The organism is Streptomyces sp. NPDC015661, from assembly GCF_043077765.1.
Taxonomy (GTDB): Bacteria; Actinomycetota; Actinomycetes; order Streptomycetales; family Streptomycetaceae; genus Streptomyces.
The window spans coordinates 124,100-139,463 of record NZ_JBIBST010000015.1 but is presented as its reverse complement, the minus strand read 5'-3'; the positions used below and the strand labels follow the sequence as shown (position 1 = coordinate 139,463).

General features: G+C 73.0%; 13 protein-coding genes. 8 read left to right on the top strand and 5 right to left on the bottom strand.

All coding sequences use genetic code 11. From position 1 onward, the window contains the following. Positions 1 to 70 precede the first annotated feature (70 nt). The 5 genes from ACF07V_RS33250 (at position 71) to ACF07V_RS33230 (ending at position 6,770) form a co-directional block, all read left to right on the top strand. Positions 71 to 940: an alpha/beta hydrolase gene (locus tag ACF07V_RS33250; RefSeq protein ID WP_392159407.1), complete on the top strand. Its 870-nt coding sequence runs from the start codon at positions 71 to 73 to the stop codon at positions 938 to 940. Positions 941 to 1,038: 98 nt separating this feature from the next. Continuing rightward, positions 1,039 to 3,252 carry an FG-GAP repeat domain-containing protein gene (locus ACF07V_RS33245; protein WP_392159406.1) on the top strand — a complete coding sequence of 738 codons (2,214 nt, stop codon included), beginning with the start codon at positions 1,039 to 1,041 and terminating at the stop codon, positions 3,250 to 3,252. Between the two features lie 76 nt (positions 3,253 to 3,328). Beyond that, complete coding sequence (locus ACF07V_RS33240; protein ID WP_392159405.1) at positions 3,329 to 4,645, top strand: sensor histidine kinase; 1,317 nt, start codon at positions 3,329 to 3,331, stop codon at positions 4,643 to 4,645. Next, positions 4,642 to 5,304 (top strand): response regulator, encoded by a 663-nt coding sequence (locus ACF07V_RS33235; protein ID WP_392159404.1) that lies wholly within the window; start codon positions 4,642 to 4,644, stop codon positions 5,302 to 5,304. The genes ACF07V_RS33240 and ACF07V_RS33235 overlap by 4 nt, the downstream gene beginning before the upstream one ends. A gap of 269 nt (positions 5,305 to 5,573) precedes the next feature. After that, complete coding sequence (locus tag ACF07V_RS33230) at positions 5,574 to 6,770, top strand: cytochrome P450 (RefSeq protein WP_392159403.1); 1,197 nt, start codon at positions 5,574 to 5,576, stop codon at positions 6,768 to 6,770. Positions 6,771 to 6,784: 14 nt separating this feature from the next. On the opposite strand, the gene ACF07V_RS33225 is transcribed toward ACF07V_RS33230, so the two are convergent. Beyond that, positions 6,785 to 7,666: an alpha/beta fold hydrolase gene (locus ACF07V_RS33225; RefSeq protein WP_392159402.1), complete on the bottom strand. Its 882-nt coding sequence runs from the start codon at positions 7,664 to 7,666 to the stop codon at positions 6,785 to 6,787. Between the two features lie 156 nt (positions 7,667 to 7,822). Here ACF07V_RS33225 and ACF07V_RS33220 point away from each other — a divergent pair, with 156 nt between their 5' ends. Then, entirely contained in the window at positions 7,823 to 8,275 is a 453-nt protein-coding gene (locus ACF07V_RS33220; RefSeq protein WP_392159401.1) for a MarR family winged helix-turn-helix transcriptional regulator, read from the top strand. Between the two features lie 20 nt (positions 8,276 to 8,295). Here ACF07V_RS33220 and ACF07V_RS33215 read toward each other — a convergent pair whose 3' ends face one another. Both ACF07V_RS33215 and ACF07V_RS33210 read right to left on the bottom strand, forming a co-directional pair. Further along, the gene (locus ACF07V_RS33215; protein ID WP_392159400.1) at positions 8,296 to 9,864 is read right to left on the bottom strand and encodes an ABC transporter permease; all 1,569 of its coding nucleotides are present in this window, start codon (positions 9,862 to 9,864) and stop codon (positions 8,296 to 8,298) included. After that, a complete protein-coding gene (locus ACF07V_RS33210; RefSeq protein ID WP_392159399.1) occupies positions 9,861 to 10,757 on the bottom strand; it encodes an ATP-binding cassette domain-containing protein in 897 nt (298 codons plus the stop codon). The genes ACF07V_RS33215 and ACF07V_RS33210 overlap by 4 nt, the downstream gene beginning before the upstream one ends. Before the next feature lie 62 nt (positions 10,758 to 10,819). On the opposite strand from ACF07V_RS33210, the gene ACF07V_RS33205 reads away from it, so the two are divergent. After that, the gene (locus ACF07V_RS33205) at positions 10,820 to 11,338 is read left to right on the top strand and encodes a GbsR/MarR family transcriptional regulator (protein WP_392159398.1); all 519 of its coding nucleotides are present in this window, start codon (positions 10,820 to 10,822) and stop codon (positions 11,336 to 11,338) included. Here the strand turns inward: ACF07V_RS33205 and ACF07V_RS33200 are convergent. Then, on the bottom strand, positions 11,326 to 13,089 hold the full coding sequence (locus ACF07V_RS33200; protein WP_392159397.1) for a hypothetical protein: 1,764 nt from the start codon (positions 13,087 to 13,089) through the stop codon (positions 11,326 to 11,328). The genes ACF07V_RS33205 and ACF07V_RS33200 overlap by 13 nt on opposite strands. Positions 13,090 to 13,134: 45 nt before the next feature. Further along, positions 13,135 to 13,959, bottom strand: a complete 825-nt coding sequence (locus ACF07V_RS33195) for a diacylglycerol kinase (protein WP_392159396.1) — start codon at positions 13,957 to 13,959, stop codon at positions 13,135 to 13,137. A 110-nt stretch (positions 13,960 to 14,069) separates the two neighbouring features. On the opposite strand from ACF07V_RS33195, the gene ACF07V_RS33190 reads away from it, so the two are divergent. Further along, on the top strand, positions 14,070 to 15,353 hold the full coding sequence (locus tag ACF07V_RS33190) for an adenylosuccinate synthase (RefSeq protein WP_392159395.1): 1,284 nt from the start codon (positions 14,070 to 14,072) through the stop codon (positions 15,351 to 15,353). Positions 15,354 to 15,364: the final 11 nt, after the last annotated feature.

The window sequence follows — 15,364 nt, the reverse complement described above, 5'->3', positions numbered from 1 at the left end:
GGGTTCCGGTGCTGGTACCGTCCCCGCAGGTCAGGCCAATTCGGCCGCGTACCCGAGAGGTTGGAACAGCATGCCGGACCCCGCCGCGCGCGATGCCGCCGAAGAGGCGTCGGCCTTCTCGCACCCGGCCGTCGCCCCGGACGCCACCGCCGCGTACGGCGACCACCCGGACCAGGTGGTCGACTTCTACGCCCCGCGTGACGGGCGGACCCGGGCCCCGCTCGTCGTCGCCCTGCACGGCGGCGCCTGGCGGGCACCGTACGACCGGCAGCATCTGACCCCGTTCGTGGACTTCCTGGCCCGCCGGGGCTTCGCCGTCGCGAGCGTCGAGTACCGGCGCGGGCCCGGCCTCCCCCATCAGGGCGGTACGGCCCCGGTCGCCGGACGCTGGCCCGAGACCTTCGACGACGTGGCCGCCGCCCTGGACGCCGTACCGGACCTGGCCGCCGTGCACCTCCCGCAGGCCGACCCGCGGCGGACCGTCCTCACCGGCCACTCGGCGGGCGGCCACCTCGCGCTGTGGGCGGCCGCCCGGCACGTCCTGCCCGCGGATTCGCCCTGGCGCCTGCCGGCCCCGCCGGAGCTGCGCGGAGTCGTCGCCCTGGCCCCGATCGCCCACTTCGGGCGGGCGGTGGAGCTCGGGGTGTGCGGCGGCGCGGTCACGGAGCTCCTCGGCGGCGAGGCGCGGTACGAGGAGCGCGCGGCGGCCGCGGACCCGTCGGTCCTCCTCCCGACCGGCATCGCGACGACCCTCGTCCAGGGCCGCGAGGACATCGTCGTCCCGTACGCGGTGGCCGAGGCGTACGCGGAGGCGGCGGCGAAGGCGGGCGAGGAGGTCGGCCTGACGCTCCTGGAGGGCATCGGCCACTTCCCGCTGATCGACCCGGCGGCGGACGCGTGCGCGGTGGTGGCGGAGGAGATCGCCCAGCTGGCCTGGTGACCCGGAATTCCCTGGTCACCCGTACAACCCTTCGAACCGGTCGGGGGTCTCATCGGGCACGGCACTCCCGTGTCCGATCTTCCTCGTGGGGGTTCACCTTGCAGTTCCGCACCACCGGCATCCGCCTCGCCTCGGCCGTCACGGCCGTCCTCGCCGTCACGGCGCTGGGCGCGGGCACCCTGGCCACGGCGCCGACGGCGTTCGCGGCCGTCACGGCCGCGGCCGAGGACGCCGCGACCCTTCCCGTCTACCCGGAGGGCAGCAGCTTCGGAGGTGCGGGCACCTCCGGCTTCCTCACCTACTCCTTCGCCCCGGACACCACCCGGGAGCTGCTGTGGACGCCGTACGACGGCAGCGCCGCGATCCCGCTCCAGCACCCCGAGGGCTGGTCCCTGGGGGCCGGTGACGTGGTCGTCACCGGCGACGACTCCTGGTCCGCCCAGTTCCGTTCGATCACCCTGCGGAACATGGCCGACCCCGCCGCCCCCACCGTGGTCATCGACCTCGGCGCGCTGAACGGCAACTACGTGTCCGTGCTGAGCCCCACGAGCGTGCTCGCACAGGTGACGAACGAGGCCGGCCAGGCGGAACTGCACGTCGTCACCAAGGACGGCGCCACGACGACCAGCCGCAAGATCTCGGGTCTGCCCTCGGACGCCACCGACTTCTTCGGCTCGCAGGCCAAGGACGGCTCCGTCTTCGTCGGGTACGAGACGGGGCCGGCGGACAAGCGGACCGGCGGCCGGGCCCTCGTGGACGTGGCGGCCGGGACGGTCACCGCGACGTACGCCGCCCCCGAGTCCGGGTACGGCTACGGCGGCCTGAACTTCTCGGACGCCTACGTCACCTGGTTCGGCTACCAGGCCGGTGTCGGCGACTACATCACGTCCGTCGACCGCAAGACGGGCGCGGAGAAGAAGACCGTCCTCGGCTCGCACATCGACGAGTGGTACAGCGCGCTCGTGGGCGAGTGGCTGGTCTACGGCAACCCCGAGCATCCCGCCAAGGCCGTCTCCCTGGCCGGCGGCGAGATCGTCGACCTCGGCGTCTCGGCCTCGGACTCGGCGGCCGCGACCGACGGCAGCGCGGTCCTGCGCGGCAGCCGGGCCGCCGACGGCGACGGGCTGTTCCGCGTCGCGCCCGCGGCCGACGGCACCCCCACGGTCACCAAGGTGGCGGAGACGGGCACGCCCCCGGTGGTCGAGCAGCCGCTGGAGATCCAGCAGGTCCACGTCCCCGACACGGTGGACCTCGACAAGTCCGGCGGCAAGGTGACCCTGGGCTGGACCCTGTCGCGGGCCGACGCCTACCTCGACGTCACGCTCACGCACATCGCCACCGGCAAGGAGTTCACCAAGCGCCTGACCGCTCCCGCGTCCGGCACGCTGTTCTCCTTCGACTGGGACGGTGTCATCGCCGGGGTCGACGCGCCGAACGGCAAGTACGGCGTGGAGGCCGAGGCGACGCTCCTCGACGGCACCGGCGAGCCCGCCTACCAGGGCTGGCTCATGAACGTCACCCGCACGGCCAACCCGCACGACTACACCGACAACGGCTCCACCGACGTCCTCGCGAGGGACTCCTCCGGCGGGCTGTGGCGCGACGACCTGCGGGACCGGCCGGTGAACGGCCAGGTGACTCCGGCGAATCGGACGAAGGCCGGCACCGGCTGGGGGATCTACAAGCAGATCGAGGCCGTCGGCAACGTCGGCGGTGGCGCCGTCGGCGATCTGATCGCGGTCGACGGCTCCGGTGTGCAGTGGCTCTACCTGGGCAAGGGCGACGGCACGTTCACCACCCGGGTGCAGGTCGGCACGGGCTGGCAGATCTACAACAAGATCACCGGAGGCTCGGACCTCGACGGCGACGGCCGTCCCGACCTGGTCGGCACGGACAGCGCCGGCTACCTCTGGTTCTACAAGGGCACGGGCAGCTACACGAAGCCGTTCGCGCCGCGCGTGAAGATCGGCGGCGGCTGGCAGGTCTACAACCAGCTCACCGCCGTCGGCAACATCGCCGGTTCGGCCGCGGGGGACATGGTCGCCCGCGACACCTCCGGTGTCCTGTGGCTGTACCAGGGCAACGGCGCGGGCGGCTTCGCCCCCCGCGTGAAGATCGGCGCCGGCTGGGGCGCGTTCTCCCAGCTCGTCGGCGCGGGTGACCTCGACAACGACGGCCGCCCGGACCTGATCGCGTACGGGTCGGGCGGCACGTACGTCTACCGCTCGACGGGCTCCGTCACCGCCCCCTTCAGCCGTCAGACGACGTCGCTGTACGCGGGCGAGGGCTCGAAGTTCAACAACGTCCTGTAGGGGAGCGCTAGTCCTCAAGGGGGACCCGGAAGGATCCGCATCCAGCGGGACGACCGGGTCCCCCGCCGCCCGTACGGTGGTTCGCGTGACCGAGACGCAGACCACCGAGACGAGCCGCAGCCCCGAGTTCCGCCTGGTGCAGGTGGCACTCGGTGGGCTGCGCCAGGAACTCTTCCACGACGCCTTCGCCTACCGGCCGCTGCCGCGCATGGACGTGAACAGAGCGCGGTTCCTTCCGGAGCGGATACGCGTCTACGCCGGCCTCCTCCCGCATGCGATCGTCGCCTTCTGCGCCTTCGTCGTGTTCCTGATCGGGTACGACCGCGTCAACGACGCCTTCGGACCGGCGGCGTTCGTGTTCGCGTGGGTGTCGCCCGCGATCGTCCTGGTCACGTTGATCAGGCCGGTCTTCGCCTTCTGGGCCTCGCTCGCGTCGACGCCGTTCCTGGCGTTCCTCGGCGGCTACTGGGGCGGCTGGCCCTGGACGGAGAACAGCTTCGCCGCCCATCTGGTGGTCCTCACCGTGGTCGCCGCCCGCACCGGGCCCCGTACGGCCGGGTGGATGTGGGTCGGGACGGCGGGCTACGCGCTGTTCGCCGAGATGTTCCTCGGGGCGGGGTACGGCTCCGACTCGGTCCCGATGCTGTTCGTCGCCGCCCTCGCCCTGCTCGCCGTCACCGTGATCCAGGTCCGCCGCCAGGCGACCCGCGACGTCACCGCCCAGCAGACCGTCACCGCCCAGGAGATCTCCAAGCGAACGGTCCTGGAGGAGCGGACGACCATCGCCCGGGAGCTGCACGACGTCGTCGCCCACCACATGTCGGTCGTCGCCATCCAGGCGGAGGCCGCGCCGTACCGGGTGGAGAACCCGCCGCCCGAGCTGGAGCAGGCCTTCCTCACCATCCGCGAGAACGCCGTCGCCGCGCTCACCGAACTGCGCCGCATCCTCGGGGTCGTCCGGGCCGAGGACTACGAGGCCCCCGACGCCCCGCAGCCGACCCTCGGCGACCTCGACGCGCTCGTCGCCAACGTCCGCGAGGCCGGGCTCGACGTCGAGAAGACCGTGACCGGCGCGGTGCGCGAGCTGCCGCAGGGCGTCGAGCTCTCCGCGTACCGCATCGTCCAGGAAGCCCTGTCGAACGTCCTGCGGCACGCCCCGGGCGCGGCCGCGAAGGTCGAGGTCAGCTATGTCCTCGGCGGCCTCGGCCTGCGCATCGCCAACGCCCCCGCCCGCGGCCTCGTAAAGCCCTCCCCGGGCGCCGGCCACGGCATCACCGGCATGCGGGAGCGTGTGACGATGCTGGGCGGGGAGATGACGGCGGAGGCGACCGAGGACGGTGGCTACGAGGTGACCGCCTTCGTCCCCGTGAGCCGTGAGGAGCAGCAGGCGTGATCCGTGTACTGATCGTGGACGACCAGATCATGGTCCGCGAGGGCTTCTCGGTGCTGCTCGGCGCGATGCCGGACATCGAGGTCGTCGGCGAGGCGGTGAACGGCCGGGAGGCGATCGCACAGGTCGCCGCGCTCCACCCCGACGTGGTCCTCATGGACATCCGGATGCCCGAGCTGAACGGCATCGAGGCCACCCGGGAGATCGTCGCCGCCGACGCGGACGCGAAGGTGCTGGTCCTGACGACCTTCGACCTCGACGAGTACGTGTACCAGGCCCTGCGCGCCGGGGCCTCGGGCTTTCTCCTCAAGGACGCCTCGGCCCGGCAGCTGGCGGAGGGCGTGCGGGTCGTCGCTTCCGGCGAGGCGCTGCTCGCGCCGACGGTCACGAAGCGGCTGATCACCGAGTTCGCGAAGGCCCCGGGGAGCACTCCGCGCCCGCCGGCGATGGCGCGGATCGGGGAGCTGACCGAGCGGGAGACGGAGGTCCTGGTCCTCATCGCCCAGGGCCTGTCGAACGCAGAGATCGCCGACCACCTCGTCGTCGCCGAGTCGACGATCAAGACCCACGTCAGCCGCGTCCTGGTGAAACTGAGCCTCCGCGACCGCACCCAGGCGGCGGTCTTCGCGTACGAGGCCGGCCTGGTCCGCGTCGGCGGCTGAGCGCCGTCCGTGGCGGGGCCGGTCCGGGGTGGCGGTTGAGCGTTGTCCGTGGCGGGGCCGGTCCGGGGTGGCGGTTGAGTCTCGTCCGTGGCGGGGCCGGTCCGGGGTGGCGGTTGAGCGTTGTCCGTGGCGGGGCCGGTCCGCGTCGGCGGCTGAGCGCCGTCCGTGGCGGGGCCGGTCCGGGGTGGCGGTTGAGTCTCGTCCGTGGTCGGGCCGGTCCGGGGCTGGTGGGCCGGGCCGCGGCCGGCCGCGGGGGGTAGCGTCCGGGCATGGACGCTGTTGACGCTGTGTACGACCCCTGGTCGGCCGAGTTCGTCGCCGACCCCTATCCCGCCTACGCCCAACTCCGCGCCGCCGGCCGTGCCCACTGGCACGGTCCCACCCGCCAGTGGCTCATCCCGCACTACGAGGACGTGTCCGCGCTGCTGCGGGACCGGCGGCTCGGCCGGACGTACACCCATCGCTTCACGCACGAGGAGTTCGGGCGGACGGCGCCGAACGCCGCGTACGAGCCGTTCCACACGCTCAACGACCACGGGCTGCTCGATCTGGAGGCGGCCGACCACACCCGGATCCGGCGCCTGGTCTCCAAGGCGTTCACGCCGAGGACCGTGGAGAACCTGGCCCCGACGGTACGGCGCCTGGCCGCCGGTCTTGTGGGGGACCTGGTGGCGAACGGCGGCGGCGATCTGCTGTCGACGGTCGCCGAGCCCCTTCCCGTCGCGGTGATCGCCGAGATGCTCGGCGTCCCGGCGGAGGACGAGGAGCGGGCGCGGCTGCGGCCCTGGTCGGCGGCGATCTGCGGGATGTTCGAGCTGAACCCCTCGGAGGAGACGGCCCGGCTTGCGGTCGAGGCCTCCGTCGAGTTCTCCGACTACCTGCGGGAGTTGATCGCGCGGCGGCGGAAGAGCCCGGGGGAGGACCTGATCTCCTCCCTGATCGCGGTGGAGGAGCTGACGGAACAGGAGATGATCTCCACCTGCGTCCTTCTCCTCAACGCGGGCCACGAGGCCACCGTGAACACCACGGTCAACGGCTGGTGGACGCTCCTCCGGCAGGGCGTACGTCCCGATCCCGAAAAGTTGTCCACAGCTGTGGAAGAACTTCTGCGCTACGACACCCCGCTCCAGATGTTCGAGCGCTGGGTCCTCGACGACATCGAACTCGGCGGCGTCACCATCCCGCGCGGCTCCGAGGTCGCCCTCCTCTTCGGCTCCGCCAACCGCGACCCCGCCCGCTTCGGCCCCACCGCCGACGTCCTCGACCTCGAACGGGCCGACAACCCGCACATCACCTTCGGTGCCGGCATCCACTACTGCCTCGGCGCCCCGCTCGCCCGCCTCGAACTGACCGCCGTCTTCGGAGAGTTGCTGCGACAGGCGCCGGGCCTGAAGCTCGCCGCGGAGCCGGTGTGGAAGCCCGGTTACGTCATCCGGGGTTTCGAGGAGCTGCTCGTGGAGGTCTGACCTGGCCCTTCGGCTCAGCATGTCTCCGCCAGGACCTGGCGGAGGCGGGCCGCGTAGGCCTCCGGGTGGCTGGTGTTGCCGTTGTGGCCGCCGGGGAACTCGACGAGTTCCTCGCCGACGAGCCCGGCCAGGGAGGTCGCGCACTGGTAGTCGAAGACGGTGCGCGGGGTGGTGCGGCCGGCGGCGGGGACTATGCGGGTGCCGGTGCCCGCCAGCACGGTGGTGTCGAGCGTGTCGTGGACGATCGCGCTGAAGTCGTGGCGGATGAAGTGGTCGAAGTTGGCGATCCGTTGCGCGTTCATCGGCTGGGGCGTCAGGTCCGGCTCGGCGTCGGTGTTGGCGGGGTCGATGCCCAGGGTCCGGGCGATCTCCGGCAGCACGGTGCCGAGACCTCCCTGGCCGTACAGCTCCTGGAGGGCGGTGAGCTCCCGCTCGTGGTGGGTGCGCTCCTCGTCGGGCAGCAGACGCGGGGCGACGGGCTCGTGGGCGACCAGCGTGCGGATGAGTCCGGGGTGGCGCACGGCCGCGTGCAGCCCGATGACCGCACCCAGGCTGCAGCCCAGCATGAGGGCGGGCCCGTCGGCGAGAGCGGCGAGGAGGCGCTGGACGTCGTCGGCGTGCTCCGTGAGCGTGGCCCCCCGCTCCGGGGCGTCGAGCCGGCTGCGGGAGAGCCCGCGGCGGTCGTAGGTGATCACGCGGTAGGAGTCGGTGAGCCGGGCGACGAGGTCGGTGCTGCGGTCGGCGTCGCCCTCCCCGCTCTGCGAGATCAGCAGCGTCGGGCCGGTGCCCCGCACCTGGTAGTGCAGGACCGCCCCGGGGACGTCCAGCGTGCCGGTGGTGACGGTCGCGGTCGCGGTCGTGCTCGTGGCCTCGGTCGTGCCGGTGGTCCTGGACATGGTTCTCCCCCTCGTGTGCGGCGGGCCTCGCGCCCTCCGTCCTCCTCATCAACGTTATTCCATCCAACTCGATACATCAATCCCGATTCATCAATCTCGATCCATCAGTCTCGATACATCCGAGGGGATGAATCGAGTTCGATGTATGTTGACGGAGTGAATGGAGCCGAACTGTTCCTCCTGGGCCGCCTCCTGATGAAGATCGGCGAGGACGCGCTGCCCGAGCCTCCCGGCGGCGAGGGCCGGTACGCGGGCAGCGCCCGGCTGGTGCTGATCGTCGCCGGTGACATCGCCGCCCACCCCGACAGCGCCGTCGGCGAGATCGCCGCCCGGACCGGTCTGCCGCAGAGCCAGGTGTCCACCGCCGTGGCCCGGCTCAAGGAGGCCGGCTCGGTGCGGGCCGTGCCCGACCCCGCCGACCGGCGCCGCGTGCTCGTGCGCCCGGCCGCCGAGGCGTCCGAGCGCGTGGCGGAGGTGCGGGCCACCCGGATCGAGGGCGCGCTCGCGGCGGCACTGGGCTCCGACGACCCGCAGCGCCTGGGTGAGGTCACCCAGGCGCTGGAGGTGCTGGCCCGCACGCTCATGCCGGAGTCCCCGGCCCGTTCCTGAGGCGAGGGCGCGGGGGAACCTCAGCCCGCCGCCACGTCCCGCCGCCGCAGCCCCGCGAGCCCCGCCGCCGTCAGGGCCGCGGCCAGGGCCGTGAGGGCCAGGACCGGGGCCCAGGTCACCTCCGGTCCCGGCAGCTTCGGCAGGTGGCCGAAGGGGGAGAGGTCCAGGACGGCCTGCGGCAGGCCGAGCGCCGGGCCGATCCAGCCGAGGGCCAGGCAGAGTCCCGCCACGCCCCACGCGGCGGTCGCGGCCTTCGGGGCGGCGCCCCAGAGCAGGACCGCGAGCCCGGCGAGCGTCCAGACGGCAGGGAGCTGGACGAGCGCGGCGCCCAGGATCGGGCCGAGGTCGTGCCCGTACGAGAGCGCGAGGCCGAGTCCGGCGAGGGCCAGGATCAGGGCGGAGCCGGCGAAGGCGATCACCAGGTGCCCGGCGGCCCAGCGGAGCCGGCCGAGGGCGCCGGCGAGGAGCGGTTCGGCCCGGCCCGAGGTCTCCTCGGAGCCCGGCCGCAGCACGGACCCGACCGCGTACAGCGCCGCGAGCATCCCGAAGAGGGAGACCATGGTCGCGAGGAACGCGTCGGTCAGCGCGCTCTGACCGCCCATCCGCTCGAAGATCTCCCGGGCCCGTTCGTTGTCGCCGACGATGTCGGCCGCGCCCTCGACCATCCCGCCGAAGACGAGCCCGCCGAGCAGGAAGCCGAGCGACCAGCCGAGGAGCGTGCCGCGCTGGAGCCGCCACGCGAGCGCCCCCGCCGACGCGAGCCGCCCCTCCGCCGGGCCCGGGCGGGTCGCGAGGAAGCTCGCGCCGACGTCCCGGCGGGCGGTCAGCGCGTACGCCGCCGCCGTCTGGGCCAGGACGGCCGCGACGATCAGGAGCAGCACCCACCAGCGCTCACCGGAGAAGGCGCGGACGTGTTCGGCCCAGCCGATCGGCGAGATCCAGGTGAGGACGGAGCCGCCGTCGGCGCTGCCGGCGTCCCCCGCGGCCCGCAGGGTGAACGCGAGCCCCAGCACGCCGGCCGACAGGCCCTTCGCGAGCCGGGCGCTCTCCGTGAACTGGGCGGCGAGCGCGGCCGCCGTCGCGAAGACCATGCCGGTGCCGCCGATCGCCAGGCCCAGCGCGAGCGCGCCGGCCGCGCCCTGTCCGGCGAGCCCGGCGGTGACGACGAGGGCGATGGCGGTGTTCATCACGAGCGCGGCGAGGAGCGCCGCCGTCAGCGGGGCCCTGCGCCCCACCGCCCCGGCGGACAGCATCTCCTGACGGCCGGTCTCCTCCTCCTCGCGGGTGTGCCGGACGACCACGATCAGGCTCGCGACGGCGGCGAGGACCGCGCCGAAGGTGCCGAAGCGCCAGGCGACGAGCCCGCCGAGGGAATCGCCGAAGACCGGCCCGTACATCGCGCGCATCGAACTGTTGGCGGTCATCGAGGCGGCCACCTCGGCGCGCTCGGCGGCCGTGCCGTACAGGCCCTCCAGGGAGCCGGCGCCGCTCGCGACCATGCCGCCGGTGACGAGCGCCCAGACGGGGAGCATCAGCCGGTCGCGGCGCAGCGCGAGCCGGGTGAGCGGTCCGGTGCCGGCGAGGCTCATGAGGACACCTCGTCCGTGTAGTGCCGGAGGAAGAGCTCCTCCAGGGTGGGCGGGGTGGAGGTCAGGCTCCGTACGCCCGAGGCGGTCAGGGAGCGGAGGACGGCGTCGAGCTTGTCGGTGTCGACCTGGAACGACACGCGGTCGCCCCGCAGGTCGAAGCCGTGGACGCCGGGGAGGTGGGCGAGGCCGTTGGGCGGTCCGGCGAGTTCGGCGGTGACGCTGGTACGGGTCAGGTGCCGCAGCTCCGCGAGCGAACCCGACTCCACGGTCCGGCCCTTGCGGACGATGCTGACCCGGTCGCAGAGCGCCTCGACCTCGCTGAGGATGTGCGAGGAGAGCAGCACCGTCCGCCCCTGCCGGCGGGCGTCCTCCACGCAGTCCTGGAACACCTCCTCCATCAGCGGGTCGAGGCCGCTGGTCGGTTCGTCGAGGACGAGCAGGTCGACGTCGGCGGCGAAGGCGGCGACCAGGGCGACCTTCTGCCGGTTGCCCTTGGAGTAGGTGCGGCCCTTCTTCGTGGGGTCGAGCTCGAAGCGCTCGATGAGCTCGGCGCGCCGGGCCTTGTCGAGGCCGCCGCCGCGCAGCCGTCCGTACAGGTCGATGACCTCGCCGCCCGAGAGGTTGCGCCAGAGGGTCACGTCGCCGGGGACGTACGCGATGCGGCGGTGCAGCTCGACGGCGTCGGCCCAGGGGTCGCGGCCGAGGAGCTGGGCGGCGCCGGAGTCGGCGCGGAGCAGGCCCAGGAGGACCCGGATGGTGGTGGACTTCCCGGCGCCGTTGGGGCCGAGGAATCCGTGGACCTCGCCGGACTCGACCGTGAGGTCGAGGCCGTCGAGCGCGTGGGTGCGCCCGAAGGACTTGTGGAGTCCGACGACGCTGATTGCCTTCGTCATGCTTCAGAACGTACGCTCATTTCACAAACTTGTGAAGTTAAGGAACGATGTAAAGTCGCGGGATGGGTGAGAGCGAGATGACGAAGACCGATGCGGCCGCGGACGAGGCGGTCTCCCGCTTCGTGGAGCGCTTCGCCGCCGAGATGACCGCCGCCGGCATGCAGCGCATGGCGAGCCGCGTCTTCGCCGCGCTCCTCGCCTCCGAGACGGCCTCCATGACCTCGGCCGAGCTGGCCGAACAGCTGCGGATCAGTCCGGCCGCCGTCTCCGGCGCGATCCGCTACCTCTCCCAGGTCAGCATGGTCAGCCGCGAGCGCGACCCCGGCACCCGCCGTGAGCGGTACGTCCTCCACAACGAGCTCTGGTACGAGACCTTCACCCGCCGCGACCAGACCCTCACCCGCTGGGAGAAGGTCCTCGACGAGGGCGCCGCCACCCTCGGGACCGACACCGTGGCGGGGCGCCGCATCGCGGAGACGGCCGAGTTCTTCGCCTTCCTGCACGGCGAGATGGCCGGAATCATGGACCGCTGGCGCGCCCACAAGGACGCGCAGGCGGCCGGGGGCCCTCAGGGGGCCTGAGCCTCCAGCGGCGGGGCGAGCCGGTCGAGCAGCGCGGCGAACTCCGGCCCGTCCGCCTCCCGGTACGGCCCCGCCGGCCACAGGGGGCGCCCGTCGATCCACGGCACCACGAACGGCAGGCCGTGCTCGGTGAAGTCACGGAAGCCGTGCAGCGCGACACTGCCGGCGGGCGCGCTCGGCAGGCCGCGGCGCGGCTCCTTCGGCGGACCGGGCGGAATCAGGGGGAGCACCGCCTCGGGTACGGCGTCCCAGCCGCCGTACTTCGGGAAGAGCACCAGGACGGGTGCGCCGCCCTGCGGGTCGTACAGCAGGACGTAACGGCGCAGCACATGGACGGAGCCGGTCGCGGCCCGGACCATCAGCCGCACCGCGGGCCTGCCGGCGGTCAGCAGCCGGTAGACGGAGTGCACGAGCGCGGCCAGGCAGAGCGCGCCGACGCCGTACAGCTTCACGGCGTCCTCGTCCGGCGGCCCGGTCAGCGCGACCGCGCCCAGGGCCGCGCAGAACCCGAGCGCGACCAGCACCCGGTGCACGCCGGCCATCCGCCGCAGGCCCCGCACCCGCCACCAGGCCACCTCGCGCACGTCCGCCTCCGGGCGGGCCGCCCGGCCCCGGGACCCGGCCTGCCGCCGGGCATGCTCGAAGAGCTCGGCGTACGAGGGCCCGGACGGCCCGGGAGGCGCGGGAGGCGCCTTGTGGAGCCGCACGGGAGGACCGTCCGGGGCGCCGTCAACGACGGAATCCGAGCCCTGCACGGGACCCGGGTCCGGCACGGAATCCACTCCGTGCACGGCCTCCGGCCCCTGCACGGCTTCCGGGCCCCGTACGGCCTCCGGCCCCTGCACGGCTTTCGGGCCCCGTACGGCCTCCGGTCCTTGTACGGCCTCCGGCCCCTGCACGGCCTCCGGCCCCTGCACGGCTTCCGGGCCCCGTACGCCCTCCGGCCCCTGCACGCCCTCCGGCCCCTGCGCGGAATCCGATCCGTGCACGGCCTCCGGGCCCTTTACTGCCTCCGGTCCCTGCGCGGGATCCAGCCCCCGTACGCCCTCCGGTCCCTGCACGGCCTCCCGTCCCTGTGCGGATTCCGGCCCCTGGAGCTGATCCAGTACCGCCCCCAGCCCCCGCACCTCCGGCTGTCGTGGCGACGCCCGGTGCATCAGACCCTCGGCCTCCGCGAGTGCGGCGATCCGGCGCCGCACGCGCGCGCCGCGCAGCGGCTTCGCCCAGATCAGCTCGCCGCCGCCGGGCGGGGCGAGGACTCCGCCCCTGCGCGGGTCGCCGCACCACCACAGCACGCCGTCCGGGCCCGGCCGCACCAGCTCGTAGCGCTGCCGGGTCGCGATCACGGTCAGCGGCCACGCCTCGGAGCGGTCGGTGGAGCGCAGGACGACGGTGGTCGCGTGCAGGGAACGGCCGACGGCCACGGCGGGGTGCGCCGACCAGGTGCCCGCGCCGAGGGCCCGCCGCATCCGCCGCGCGAGGACCCGCGAGCCGATGCCGGCGCCCAGCGAGAGGATTCCGACCACGCTGAACGTGGCAGCGACGTCCTCGGCCCAGGTCTCCCCGAGCAGCTGCCCGGAGGCGAAGGCGAGCACGAGCATCAGCACCCCCGTGCCGATCAGCACGACGGCGTTCCCCCCGTACCCGTCCAGCGCCCGTGCCGTCGCCTCGACGTCCAGCGCGGACGTCGTCGCACCCGTTCTCGCTCCCGTCCCCGCACCCGTCGTCACACGTGTCGTCGCACGCGTCATCGTCCGTCCCCCACCCCATCGGTCCGTGTCTCCCCACCCGAGACGTTATGCGGCCTCCACGGGAAGTGTCAGCCCCCACGCCCCCGCCCGGACCGTCCACGTCCGACGCCGCACCGGCCCCGTCAGCCGCCCGTCCGCGCGGTAGCGGAAGTCCGGGCCCGAGACCGTGACCGTACCGGCGGTCGCGCGCCGTGCGGGCGCCGAGGCCGGGTGGACGGTCACCTCGGCCGTGCCGCCGACGGTCCGGACGGTCAGGCCCTCCAGGGGCGCGTCGACGTCCGCGAGCAGCACCCCGTCCGCCTCGACCCGCAGCCGGGCCACGGACGCGGGCGCGGGCCGGACCAGTGTGCGGACGAGGGAGCGGCAGGTGCCCCAGACGGAGGGCGCCGCGGCGACGGGGACGGGCAGGCCCGGGACCAGCAGGTCGCCGAGGACGACGCCGTCGCTGTCGTCGACGAGCAGGTCGAGGCGGCGTACGGCCCCGTGCAGGGCCACCCGGGCCGCCGCCGGTGTGGAGCGCGGCACGCCGAGCGCGTGGGCCACTTCCAGGGCGTCGGGGGCGCCGATCGGGACGAGTGAGAGGGCCCCCTCGGCGAGCTCCCGTTCGCGGTGCAGCAGGGCGACCGTGCGGAGCAGCGCGCGGTCGTCGCCGAGCACGACGGGGCGCCGGGAGCCGCGCCTGGCCAGGGCCCGGGAGAATTCTTCGGGGCCGTCCGGCAGGCAGATCTTCGTCTCTGCGCCCGCGGACAGAACATCTTTCGCGATCCGTACGGACTCGCCGTCACTTCGGCGGGCGACCGGGTCGACGATGACCAGCAGCTGGTCGTGATCCGACACCTCGGTCCTTCCTCGGGTAGCATCTTTGTGCAAGAGCCCCTTGCGCTATTGCGCCAGGGGCTTCGTCTATTCCGGGGCACACCGGTGAGGCGGCGTACGCCCCCTGACCTTGGACATGCCCCACCCGGAAGGGGTGTACGCCTGTGCCCGCACTTGTGCTGCTCGGTGCTCAGTGGGGTGACGAGGGCAAGGGAAAGGCCACCGACCTGCTCGGTGGATCCGTGGACTACGTGGTGCGTTACCAGGGCGGCAACAATGCCGGCCACACGGTCGTCGTCGGCGACCAGAAGTACGCGCTGCACCTCCTCCCTTCCGGAATCCTCTCCCCGGGGTGCACCCCGGTGATCGGAAACGGTGTCGTCGTCGACCCGGCGGTCCTGCTCTCCGAGCTGAGCGGGCTGAACGAGCGAGGCGTCGACACGTCGAAGCTCCTGATCAGCGGCAACGCCCACCTGATCACCCCGTACAACGTCACCCTCGACAAGGTGACGGAACGGTTCCTCGGCAAGCGCAAGATCGGCACCACGGGTCGCGGCATCGGCCCGACCTACGCCGACAAGATCAACCGCGTCGGCATCCGGGTCCAGGACCTGTACGACGAGTCGATCCTCACCCAGAAGGTCGAGGCGGCGCTGGAGGGCAAGAACCAGCTCCTCGCCAAGCTGTACAACCGCCGCGCGATCGAGGCGGAGCAGATCGTCGAGGAGATGCTCCAGTACGCGGAGCAGATCAAGCCGTTCGTCGCGGACACCACGCTGATCCTCAACAAGGCGCTCGACGACGACAAGGTCGTGCTCTTCGAGGGCGGCCAGGGCACCCTGCTCGACGTCGACCACGGCACGTACCCCTTCGTCACCTCCTCGAACCCGACCGCGGGCGGCGCCTGCACGGGTGCGGGCGTGGGCCCGACGAAGATCTCCCGCGTCATCGGCATCCTGAAGGCGTACACGACCCGTGTCGGCGCCGGCCCGTTCCCGACGGAGCTGTTCGACGAGGACGGCGAGGCGCTGCGCCGCATCGGTGGCGAGCGCGGTGTCACCACCGGCCGTGACCGCCGCTGCGGCTGGTTCGACGCGGTCATCGCGCGGTACGCGACCCGGGTCAACGGCCTGACGGACTTCTTCCTCACCAAGCTCGACGTGCTGACGGGCTGGGAGCAGATCCCGGTCTGCGTCGCGTACGAGATCGACGGCAAGCGCGTCGAGGAGCTGCCGTACTCGCAGACCGACTTCCACCACGCGAAGCCGATCTACGAGATGCTGCCGGGCTGGTCGGAGGACATCACGAAGGCGAAGACCTTCGCGGACCTGCCGAAGAACGCGCAGGCGTACGTGAAGGCCCTCGAGGAGATGTCGGGCGCCCCGATCTCCGCGATCGGCGTCGGCCCCGGCCGCACGGAGACGATCGAGATCAACTCCTTCCTGTAGGCATGCCGAAA